The sequence below is a fragment of the Nocardia sp. NPDC058705 genome (genome assembly GCF_042749305.1).
Taxonomy (GTDB): domain Bacteria; phylum Actinomycetota; class Actinomycetes; order Mycobacteriales; family Mycobacteriaceae; genus Nocardia.
In genome coordinates this window covers 124,521-135,520 of the sequence record NZ_JBHYRN010000021.1, presented here as the reverse complement: position 1 = coordinate 135,520, position 11,000 = coordinate 124,521, and the positions used below count along the sequence as shown (strand labels likewise).

The 11,000-nt window shown below is 68.1% G+C and carries 10 protein-coding genes and 1 pseudogene; 7 read left to right on the top strand and 4 right to left on the bottom strand.

Annotated features, from left to right (window positions below):
* Positions 1-215 precede the first annotated feature (215 nt).
* On the bottom strand, positions 216-1,157 hold the full coding sequence (locus tag ACFW6D_RS22910; protein ID WP_379331197.1) for a cobalamin biosynthesis protein: 942 nt from the start codon (positions 1,155-1,157) through the stop codon (positions 216-218).
* Positions 1,158-1,273: 116 nt separating this feature from the next.
* Here ACFW6D_RS22910 and sigJ point away from each other — a divergent pair, with 116 nt between their 5' ends.
* Positions 1,274-2,200 carry an RNA polymerase sigma factor SigJ gene (gene sigJ, locus ACFW6D_RS22905; RefSeq protein WP_379331195.1) on the top strand — a complete coding sequence of 309 codons (927 nt, stop codon included), beginning with the start codon at positions 1,274-1,276 and terminating at the stop codon, positions 2,198-2,200.
* A gap of 4 nt (positions 2,201-2,204) precedes the next feature.
* Here the strand turns inward: sigJ and ACFW6D_RS22900 are convergent.
* Positions 2,205-2,452: pseudogene (locus tag ACFW6D_RS22900) on the bottom strand (alanine dehydrogenase); the annotation flags it as partial.
* 698 nt (positions 2,453-3,150) lie between these two features.
* Positions 3,151-3,921, bottom strand: coding sequence for an MBL fold metallo-hydrolase (locus ACFW6D_RS22895; RefSeq protein ID WP_379331193.1), 771 nt, complete (start codon positions 3,919-3,921; stop codon positions 3,151-3,153).
* 71 nt (positions 3,922-3,992) lie between these two features.
* Between ACFW6D_RS22895 and ACFW6D_RS22890 the strand changes: the two genes are divergently transcribed.
* From ACFW6D_RS22890 to ACFW6D_RS22875, 4 genes are all read left to right on the top strand, one after another.
* Positions 3,993-4,943, top strand: a complete 951-nt coding sequence (locus tag ACFW6D_RS22890) for a GlxA family transcriptional regulator (RefSeq protein WP_379331191.1) — start codon at positions 3,993-3,995, stop codon at positions 4,941-4,943.
* Between the two features lie 7 nt (positions 4,944-4,950).
* The gene (locus ACFW6D_RS22885; RefSeq protein ID WP_379331189.1) at positions 4,951-5,466 is read left to right on the top strand and encodes a gamma carbonic anhydrase family protein; all 516 of its coding nucleotides are present in this window, start codon (positions 4,951-4,953) and stop codon (positions 5,464-5,466) included.
* 118 nt (positions 5,467-5,584) lie between these two features.
* Positions 5,585-5,767 carry a hypothetical protein gene (locus tag ACFW6D_RS22880; protein WP_379331187.1) on the top strand — a complete coding sequence of 61 codons (183 nt, stop codon included), beginning with the start codon at positions 5,585-5,587 and terminating at the stop codon, positions 5,765-5,767.
* 13 nt (positions 5,768-5,780) lie between these two features.
* Positions 5,781-6,404, top strand: a complete 624-nt coding sequence (locus tag ACFW6D_RS22875) for a TetR/AcrR family transcriptional regulator (RefSeq protein WP_379331185.1) — start codon at positions 5,781-5,783, stop codon at positions 6,402-6,404.
* On the opposite strand, the gene ACFW6D_RS22870 is transcribed toward ACFW6D_RS22875, so the two are convergent.
* Complete coding sequence (locus ACFW6D_RS22870; protein WP_379331183.1) at positions 6,372-8,138, bottom strand: Eco57I restriction-modification methylase domain-containing protein; 1,767 nt, start codon at positions 8,136-8,138, stop codon at positions 6,372-6,374. The genes ACFW6D_RS22875 and ACFW6D_RS22870 overlap by 33 nt on opposite strands.
* A gap of 174 nt (positions 8,139-8,312) precedes the next feature.
* On the opposite strand from ACFW6D_RS22870, the gene ACFW6D_RS22865 reads away from it, so the two are divergent.
* Complete coding sequence (locus ACFW6D_RS22865) at positions 8,313-10,130, top strand: VWA domain-containing protein (RefSeq protein ID WP_379331181.1); 1,818 nt, start codon at positions 8,313-8,315, stop codon at positions 10,128-10,130.
* A gap of 113 nt (positions 10,131-10,243) precedes the next feature.
* Positions 10,244-10,939 carry a nitroreductase gene (locus ACFW6D_RS22860; RefSeq protein ID WP_379331179.1) on the top strand — a complete coding sequence of 232 codons (696 nt, stop codon included), beginning with the start codon at positions 10,244-10,246 and terminating at the stop codon, positions 10,937-10,939.
* Positions 10,940-11,000: the final 61 nt, after the last annotated feature.

Here is an 11,000-nt window from a genome sequence, read left to right as displayed (position 1 = left end):
CGTTCGGCGCTGTTTGTGAACGCGCGGGTGGATAACCGGCGGCCCCTTGGGGCCGCGACTCGAGCGCGCCAGCGCTCCAATAAACACAGCGTCAAACCTCAGGGACAACCAAACCCCGAAGTCCTGCCACCCACCCCCACCCACCACTACTCAAACCCCGAAGTCGTGCCCCTAAGACCCCTCCCGGACACCCCTCCCGGACCCCCCGGTCCCGACTACTGACGCCGCAACACACTGACCAAGACACCCACCCCCACCGCCCCACCCTGCACTACCGCCGACATCCGCACCGCACGACGCAGATCCCCAACCGTCGGCGCCGGCCCGTCACCAAGACCCGGCCGCACCTCGACCCCATGCCGATACTGCGTAAGCCCCCCGAGTCGAACCCCGAGCGCCCCCGCCATCGACGCCTCGACCACCCCAGCATTCGGACTCGGATGCCCGGCCGCATCCCGCCGCCAAGCACGCCATGCCGCCCCCGCAGTACCGCCGACCAGCGGGGCAAAGACAGCAGTGAGCAGACCGGTGACACGAGCGGGGACCAGATTGGCAAGGTCGTCGACCCGAGCCGCCGCCCAGCCGAAGTTCTCATAGCGCTCGTTGCGGTAACCGATCATCGCGTCGAGGGTGTTGATCGCGCGGTAACCGAGCACCCCCGGCACCCCCGCGACAGCACCCCACAGCAGCGGGCCAACAGCCGCGTCGGAGGTGTTCTCGGCGATGGATTCGAGTGCGGCTCGCGCGAGCCCCTCGGTATCGAGGACCGACGGGTCACGCCCACACAGCGACGGCAACAGTTCACGGGCACCGGTGAGATCCCCCGCTTCGAGGCGGTCGGCCATGGCGTGCCCGGCGCGAACGAGACTGCGCCCACCCAACGCGGTCCACGTAGCCAGCGCGGTCACCAGCACCGTGCCGCGACCGCTCGACCCACCAGCTCGGGAGACCAGCACACCGATGCCGACGACCGAACCGACCGCGACAACCTCGTGCACCACCCCGGCCCGGCGATCATCGGCGTAGGTCTTGCCTTCCAATGCCACTGCCGCCGAACCGAATCCGGCTACCGGATGCCACCGCCGCGGATCGGCGAATACCCGATCCAGCACGAATCCCAGCACCAGCCCCGCCGCCGTCGACGTCCCTTTCCGCACCGGCCGAGGGTATCCCCAGCAGGGAATGTCACACCCGGCACCGCTGGTTCGTTATCACTGTGACGGCGCTTCTAGAATCGCCGGACCCGAGCAAGATCAACCGAACGGCGCACACCATGACCTCACCGCAGCCTCTCGACCAGGCCGAACTGGCCCGCCGCTTCGAAGAACACCGCCCCTACCTGCGGCGCCTCGCCTACAGCACGCTCGGCAGCATCAGCGACGCCGAGGACGTGGTGCAGGATGCGTGGCTGCGCCTGCAACGCCAATTCGAGGCGGGCAAGGCGGCCGAGATCGACAATCTGCGCGCCTGGCTCACCACCGTGATCGGCCGTCTCGCGCTGGACCAGCTCGGGTCCGCGCGCATGCGCCGCGAACAGTACGTCGGCGAGTGGCTGCCGGAACCGGAGGTCACTTCCTGGGACGATCCGGCCGATCGCATCTCCCAGGACGAACGCGTCACCACCGCACTGCTGGTCGTGCTCGAATCGCTCTCGCCCGCCGAACGCACCGCATTCGTGCTGCAAGACGTGTTCGGGATGACCGGCCCCGAGGTCGCCGAGGTGGTGGGGCGCACGCCCGCCGCGGTCCGCCAGCTCGCCTCGCGCGCCCGCAAGCACGTCGAGAACGGCACCCCACGTTTTCCCGCTTCGCCTGCCGAACAGGAGAAGGTCGTCTCGGCCTTCTCGCTGGCCTGGCGTTCGGGTGATCTGAGTTCGCTGCTCGGGATCCTCGACGAGAACGTGGTCCTCACCGCCGACGGCGGCGGCAAGGTGCCCGCGATCCGTCAGCCGGTGCGCGGTGCGGAGCTCATCGCCAAGATGCTGCTCGGCTGGTACACGGCCGCCGACGGTTGGGGGCGGGCGGTGCTGGTCAACGGCATGCCCGGCCTGGTCGTCTTCGACGGCAAGCACGCCGGCGTCTTCTCGTTCGTCGTCGACGCCGGTCGCGTCGTGGCGATCAATGTCGTCCGCAACCCCGACAAGCTCCGCGACCTGCCCATCGAAGGCGCCCCGGATTGGTACCTGGGCGGCGGCAAGTAGGCATCTATCCGCCGAGCGAATACCCGTGCGCGGCGGCGACTTCGGCGGAGAGCAGCTTGCCGTCGACCGCCGTGAGTCCGGCGGCGAGACCGGGGTCGGCGGCACACGCTGCGCGCCAACCCTTGTCGGCGATCGCCAGCGCGTAGGGCAGCGTCGCGTTGGTGAGGGCGACCGTGGATGTGTGCGGGACCGCGCCGGCATGTTCGCCACGCAGTAGAACAGCGAATCCGCCACGGGGAAGGTCGGATTCGCGTCGGGCGGATCCGCTGCGCAGCGGATCGCCGCCATGCCTACGACGGAGCAGGCACGGCCGCGCTGGAGGTGGTTTCCGGTGCGGTCGCCGGAACCGTGGTTGTGCTCGTCGGTGTCGTTTCCTTCGTGGTCGTCGCCGGGGCCGGCGAGGTGGTCGTCGGAGTGACGGCCGTCGGGGGCGTCACACCGCATTGGTCGCCGCAGTTGTCCGTTCCGCAATCCGGCCCCGGCATGCAGTTGTACCCGGGCGGGATCCCACATTGATCGCCGCAGTTGTCGGTTCCACAGTCCGGGCCGGGTACACAGGTGTGTCCGGGCGGGATCTCAGGCTGCGCGGGCGAGCCCGGCGAGGCCTGGGTGGGCGAGTGGTAGTACGACGATTCCGGCGCCGATCCACCACCCGGCGTGCCCGGATCAGTCGAGGCCGCAGGCGAACTCGTCGGTGTCACCGACTTCGTCACGGTCACGGAAGTCTTCGATACCGAGCTCGAGCCACCGGAGTCACCACCGTTCGACGAGCAGGCACTGACAGCGAACACAACCAGCGCCGCCAGCACACCGAGCACTACACGGAACCGATTGCCCTTCAGCAACTTCCGTAACATTGGCTTCTCCTCGAACCACGGACCCGCGCCTGCGGGGGCAGGCGCGGGTCGACGAAAATACTTAGATAGCAGAACTATTCGATGAATAGCCGTTCACACCGAAAACGTTTCACCCCGCACCGGCACGATCAGCTGATGCGCACGATCGGCATAGGCGAAGGTGCGCTCGAGATAGTCCAGCGACTCACTGAAGTGGCCCCATCCCTCCGCGTGCACGGCCACGATCACCGCATCACCGAGCGCCGCGGCGGCCGCGACGGCGGTGCGGGCGTTCAACGTGACATCGGTGTCGCCGAACAGCCCCACATTGGCTCCGCCGATGTTCAACACCGCGGCATCGATACGCCCGATCCGTTCGACGATCTGCTCCACCAACGCCACCGACGCGTTGTCGCCGGACACGTACACCGTCGGCTCCCCCGTCGCCCGCAGCACGAATCCCGTGACCGCACCACTGAACGGCTCGCACCCCTCCGGCCCGTGCAGGGCAGGCACCGCGGTGACCTCCACCGCGCCGACGGTCACCGTCTCCCAAGGTTGCAGCCCACGCACACCGTCGATCCGGCTCGCGGCGCCCGGGGTCGAGAGCACGGTGTCGACCTCGGCGAGCAGCGCGCGACCGGCGTTGTCGAGGTTGTCGGCGTGCTCGTCGTGCGAGAGCAGCACCGCGTCGATGGCCCCGATCTCCGCCACCGCAATCGCGGGACCACTGAGCTTGTGCAAGGTGATCGGGCCCGGATAGACGCCGGGTTCGTCGAAGGTGGGATCGGTGAGCCAGGTCAGTCCGCCGTAGCGGAAACGCAGGGTCGGGCCGCCGATGTGCAGGGCGGCGGTCAGGGCGGGGCGGGTGGTCGTCTCGGTCATGTCGACAACTTTCGCCGGGCGAGCAGCGCCTCGACAGTGGCCTGCAGGCCGTACACCGATAAGATCGGGCCATGACCTCGGTGGCCGTGATCGCGTTCGACGGAATCAGCCCGTTCCACCTGTCGGTACCCAGCCTGGTGTTCGGCAGATCGGGCATCGACGGTCTGTCACCCTATGACGTGCGAGTGTGCGCAGAGGAACCCGGAACACTGGCCACCACAGCCGGTTTCGACATCACGGTCCAACACGGACTCGACACCGTGAGCACCGCCGACCTGGTGGTCTTTCCCGGATGGCTACGCGGCCGAGGAATTTCGCCCGCGCTGAACGAGGCGGTCCACATCGCCCACGCCAACGGCGCCCGGCTGGTCGGCCTGTGCCTCGGCTCCTGGGCGATCGCGGCGACCGGCCTCGCCGACGGTCGCGAAGTCACCACGCACTGGGCCGACGCCGACGCCCTCGCCATGGCCTACCCGGCAATCCAGGTCCGCGCCGACACCCTGTGGAGCGACCTTGGCGACGTGATCACCTCCGCGGGCGTCGCCGCCGCACTCGACTGCTGCCTGCACATCGTGCGCACCGACCACGGCGCCCGCGCCGCCACCGAACTGGCGCGATCGCTGGTCACCGCCCCGCATCGCCACGGTTCGCAGGCACAGTTCATTCCGGTCGCGGTGCCCGACGACGACACCGACGACCCGATCGAACGCGCGATGGCGTGGGCTCGCGCCCGCCTCGACACCGCCATCGACCTCGACAACTGGTCACGCGAGGCGCTGATGTCGCGACGCACCTTCACCCGCCGCTTCCGCGAACGCACCGGCACCAGCGCCCAGCAGTGGCTGCTGCAGCAGCGCATCGACCACGCCCGACTGCTGCTGGAATCGACCGACGACACCGTCGACCGGGTCGCCCGCGACACCGGTTTCGGCAGCACCGTGAGCCTGCGCCACCACTTCCACCGCATGCTCGGCACCTCCCCGGCGGCCCACCGCGCGCAGTTCCGCGGGGCAGCGCGATAATCGGTTCATGATCATCAAGGTGAGCGGCTTCACGCCCGAGATCGACGACACGGCCTGGGTCGCGCCGAACGCGACCGTGATCGGCCGGGTGCGCCTGGGTGCCGAGGTCGGCGTCTGGTACTCGGCGGTGCTGCGCGGTGACCTCGAGCAGATCACCATCGGTGCGCGCACCAATATCCAGGACGGCTGCGTGCTGCACGCCGACCCCGGTTTCGCGCTCACCGTCGGCACCGGAGTCTCGGTGGGACACAACGCGATTCTGCACGGCTGCACCATCGGCGACGATGTGCTGGTCGGCATGGGCGCGACGGTGCTCAACGGCGCGGTGATCGGCGCGGGCAGTCTGATCGCGGCCAATGCACTGATTCCCGAGGGCGCGCAGATTCCGCCGGGCTCACTGGTGGCCGGTGTGCCGGGCAAGGTGCGTCGCGAACTCACCCCGGCCCAGCAGGACGGGATCAAGCTCAACGCCGCGGTGTACCTGCACAATCTGACCAACCATCGTGACGCCGAGGTCTTGTGACTCGTCACACTGAGCAAATGACCAGTAGGGAACGCTGGTAGCATTTTGTCCTGCGTACTGCGTGGCGATCGATCAGCACAGCGATCGGCACCGGCTACGCGAGGCAGGAGGTATCACGGTGGCATACGTGCATTCCGGTGTGCGCCGAGCGGCGGGACGGCTCAGCGTGGCCGATATCGCGGCGCAGCCCGGCGGGATCGAGGCACTCCACTCCCGCGTTCACGAACTACGTTCTCGCGGAGTACATTTCGCGGCCAACGCGATCGAGCAGGAGATGGCAGCGCTCGATCTGTCCCCATAGGGATAATGGGGCAATGCCTACCGTTTCGTCCATCCTCGCGCGGATACTCGAAAAACCCGTCACCGACGGGGAGAAGCTGCTCGACAGTGCGCTGTCGGCGTTTCTGGATTTCGGGATCAAACGCACGAGCATGGGCGAGATCGCGCGGCGGGCCGGGATCAGCCCGGCCACCCTCTATCGGCGCTACGAATCCAAGAACGACCTGGTAGAAGCGGTCGGCGTGCGCGAGGCGCAGCGCTATGTGACCGATATCGACGAGCGGGTGCGCGCGGTGACCGAGCCGGGCGAACAGCTGGTCGAGATCTTCGTCGCCTTCGTCACCACCATCGCGGGCAATGAACTGCTACGCCGGTTGCTCGGCACCGAGCCCGAGATCATCCTGCCCCGGCTCACCACCGAGGCCGGACCGATTCTCGCCGTCGGGCGCGGGTATCTGGCCGAGAAGTTGCGCGAGCTGCAGGTCAGCGCGCCGGTGCCGGATTTCGACCCCGATCTGGTCGCCGAGGTCATGGCGCGGCTCGCGCTCTCGCTGGCGCTGACCCCGGACGGACTCATCCCGCTCGACGACGCGGAAGCCGGACGCGAGTTCGCCCGGCGCACGCTGCTACCGATGGTCGGCATCCGCGACATCCACTGAGACCCCGAACGCCGCCGCCACCACCTCGTCGATTCCCGAATCCGCCACCGGCACACCGTCTTCCAACAGCGCACGGACACTTCGCACGATGTCGGCCGCCGCCGGACACGACGGGTCGGGCACCGGCAGCCGGGCAACGTATTGGGTGATCCAGCGGCGTCGGCCCGAGTACAGCCGATTACCGCAGACCGCGTCGTAGAACCGCAGCCCCAGTGCCGAATTCGCCACTCCCATCAGCAGATACGCCAGATCCGTGGCGCGATCTCCGAGGTCGGTGAGCGAGATCCAATAGCAGTCACCGTTGACGACCGCACCCGACCGATCGAGGGCGAACCGTGGACGCTCGCTGATATCGGGAAACACCAATTTCGGTGCGCCCCACAGGTGCGGACGCTGCGGAACCCAGATCTCGAACCACTTCCGGCCACCGTCGAGCACATAACGCCGCCCCGACAGCGCCTGTTCGTGGGACCGTAAATATGCCTCCGCACAGGGGAATTCAGCGAGATCGATCGGGGTGCGGCGCGGTTGGCGCAGATCGTAGGGATAGAGCACCCGTGTGCCACGCGCCATGCTGACTCGCCACGGTTGTAAATCATGGTGAGTGATCAACTCCCGCAACAGTTCCGGTTCGGGGCTCGGGTCCATCTGATCCCACCGATCGGAGATGAACACCCGATCCGCGGTGGTCTTGATCCCCACCCGGATACGCGCGGTGTCACCGAATGTGCGCCAGGTGCGGTCGGCGATCAGGCCGAGCCAGCGGTCCACCTCCGGGCGCGACATCCGCCAGGCGCTGTCACCGTGACGTTCGACGCGTGCCGGTATCCCAACCGTAGGCTCCGAAGCCGCCCTCACTACAACAGCTTTCGTAGGTAGAGTCGGCATCTGCGACGGTTCCTGCGGGGTCCCCGTATCCAGCACGCCGACCTCCACCGCGAACACCCGCCGACCGTCACGAACCAAACAGCCATGATCGCCCGCCAGCGCATCGAACAGCTCTGTGGCACAGTCTGGTTCGGCACCGACCTCCTCGTAGGCCGCCACGTAACGGCAATCGGCTCCGCAGACCGTTCGGGTGGCAACGGCGATGGCAGGCAGGACCGCCGCCGCGAACAATTTGGTGTCACCCAGGTCGTAGAGCTCCACCGGTGTCAATTCGCCGGTGAGTATCCGGCGCAGGTTCGCCCCGGCCCTGGTCGTGAGAAACCTGTTGGCACAGAGCAATCCGAGCACGCCGTCCGCGGCCAGCAGCCGCGGCGCGACGGCCACGAAGGGGTGAGTCAGATCGATCCGTCCGCGTAGACCGAACTGTTTGCTCAGCAGCTGGGCCGTCGCGCCACCCAACTGCTGGGTGCGCACGTACGGCGGATTGCTGATGATCACATCGAACGAGCCGTCGGCCAGCCGATCCGACGCCGCCAGGAAATCGCCCGCACAGCAGTCTATTTCGAGGCCGAGGTCACCGGCCCGCCCTGCGGTTTCCTCGACAGCCCGCGGGTCGAGGTCATATCCCGTGAGGCGAACCGTGACATCCGGTGCGGCGGCCGCGATTTCCCGATGCACCGCCAGCAACAGCTCCCCGTCCCCGCAGGCCGGGTCGAGCACCCGCAGCACCCCGGCACGTGGCGCGTACCGCAGCGCCCGTCGCGCCAGGAACCGCGCGAGCTCCGGCGGCGTGTAGTGCCTGCCGTGCCGTTTGCGCTCCTGCGCGTCGCGGGCCTGCAAAGCCATGCGGTCGATTGTGCCCCGGAACTGACCCGATCCGCCGCAGGCGCGAGCGAGGCGGCCCCCACCTGCGCAAACGCGATCGAGTGTTTCAAACGGTGGGGTGCAACACTTCCGCCGAGAGTAGAGCGATAGGTAACGTCTGTCCGGTTTCACCCCGCTGCACCGAAGCCGAGGACGATGCCGAGAACCAGCACGCTGACCGCCGCACTCACCGCCGTAGCCCTCACGGTGCTGCCGGCATCGTTACCGGTCCTGGCGCAGGCCGACCCCGGGCAGTACGCGCCGACCATGCTCATCCTCGACGCTTCCGGCTCGATGGAGCGCCCCGATCAGGGCGGCACCATGATGGATTCCGCGAAACGCGCCGTGCGTTCGTTCGTCGCCTCCGCACCCGCCGAGTCCTCGGTCGGACTCACCACCTACGGCACCGGCACCAGCAATTCCGAGGCCGACAAGGCGGCGGGCTGCCGCGACGTCCAGGTGCTGGCGCAGCCGAAGACCATCGACAAGTCCGCCCTCACCACCGCCGTCGACGGTATCCACGCGCGCGGCTGGACCCCGATGGGCACCGCGCTGCGCCAGGCCGCCGACGCACTGCCCGATTCCGGGCCACGCTCGATCGTGCTCGTCTCCGACGGCGACGACACCTGTTCGCCGCCGGACCCGTGCGAGGTCGCCAAGGAGTTGAAGCAGCAGGGTATCGACCTGGTCGTGCATTCGATCGGGTTCGCCGTCGACGACAAGGCGCGCGCTCAACTCACCTGTACGGCCCAGGCCACCGGCGGCACCTACAGCGATGCCGCCGACGGTGCAGCACTGGAACGCATTCTGCCGCAGGTCAGTACGGCCGCGCTGCGCGATTACCAAGCCACCGGCACCCCCATCACCGGCACCGACGCCATCGGTACCGCACCGGTCGCGACGCCCGGCCAGTACCTCGACACCCTCGGTCAGCAGGAGAAGCGGTACTACGCGGTCGACGTGCCAGAGGGCGCCACGGCCTACTTCACCGGGATCGTCTCGTTCCCCCGCGGGCGAAGCACCTCGACGTCCGATGACATGAACGCACTCGACCTTCGCCTCTTCGGTCGCGAGAGCGTCGAGTGCGGCACTCGCGAACGTCAGCTCGAGACCCGGTCGAGCGACGGCGCCACTCTCACCGTCGCCAAGGCTTTCGACAGCGCGGCCGAACCAACGTCGGACAAGTGCACCGGCGCCGGTCGCTACACCTTCGAACTGACCTGGGATCTGGTGTCGGCAGGCTCGTCGGATCGGTTGCCCGTGGAGATTCTCGTCGGCATCGAACCGGGCGTCACCGACCCCGGCCCGGCGGCCTCGACCACCGAGACCGCGTTCACCGAACCGACAGCGCCTGCCCAAACCATCAGCGGCAGTGGCTCGTTCACGACCGCTGCTACGCTGCCCGGCGGCGGCAGCTACGCCGACACCGTGCAGTCGGGCGAGTACGTGTTCTACCGCGTTCGCCTCGAATGGGGGCAGGGGTTGGCCTACCGGGTGCGTTTCGCCGAGACCGGCGGCGCCAACAGCACGGCGGCCTCGAACGTGACGACCACGCTGTACTCCCCGCTCGGCACCGAAATCGGCTCCGACACCAATGCCTACACCGGCCGCTCGAGCGCCGAACTCCGCCTGGCATCGGTGCCGATCCGCTACGCCAACCGCGACAGCTACGACGTTCGCGCACAGTCGGTGGCCGGTTGGTATGACCTCGCCGTGAAGGTCGGCATCCCGTCGGGCGCGGATGCCCTGCCGCCGACGCCGGTGCAGCTCGACGTCACCGTGGCGGGTGCGGCCGAACCCGGTCCGACCTATCGCGGCGTCAGTGCGCAGCCGGGCGCGGAACAGCCTGTCGCCGTGGCCGGTCCGGCGACCGTTGCCCGGCCGTGGACCTTCTACGGCCTCATCGGCGCAGGTGTCGTGCTGGTCGTCGGCATCGGTGTCGCGATCCTGGTCGTCGTCCGTCGACGCGGCTGAACTCCGGCCGCCGACACCCGAAGTCGTGGTGTCGGCGGGTTCCACGGCAGCGGCGCAACTGCTAAGTTAGTCTCGAAATGAGACCAGTTCTCCACGACCGAGGGAGCCACGCGATGGCGCAGACCGACCACGACAGCAGCGATTTCGCGACCCTCCAGCGGTTGGCCGACGAACGCTGGACGTGCCGCCAGTTCACGCCCGAACCGGTCGACCGCGCCACCATCGAACAGCTCCTGACCCTGGCGCAACGCACCCCGTCGTGGTGCAACACCCAGCCGTGGCAGGTCGTGGTCACCTCGGGCGAAGGCACCGACCGGTTCCGCAAGGAACTCCTCGCCCACATCCAAACCACCGGCAGCACACCCGATTTCGAGTTCCCCGCCGCCTACGAGGGTGTGTACCGGGACCGTCGCCGCGCCTGCGGGTTCCAGCTCTACGACAGCGTCGGCATCATCAAGGGCGACCACGAGAAGACCATGCGCCAGATGGTGCGCAACTTCGAACTCTTCGACGCCCCCCACGTCGCGATCGTCACCTCCGAAGCCGACCTCGGCATCTACGGCGCCATCGACTGCGGCCTCTGGCTCGAGAACTTCCTCCTCGGCGCCCAAGCCCTCGGCCTCGGCGCCGCCCCCCAGGCCGCCCTCGCCTCCTACTCCCCCTTCATCCGCGACTACTTCGCCATCCCCAACACCCGCAAGGTCGTCTTCGGCATCTCCTTCGGCCACCCCGACCCTACCCACCCCATCAACACCTTCCGCACCGCCCGAGCCCCCCTCGAAGACCAGGTCACCTGGCACACGTCCTGACGGATCAAGATCACCAGGCGATGGTGGCTAATCCCTCTCGGGCGATGCCGCCCCCATCGCC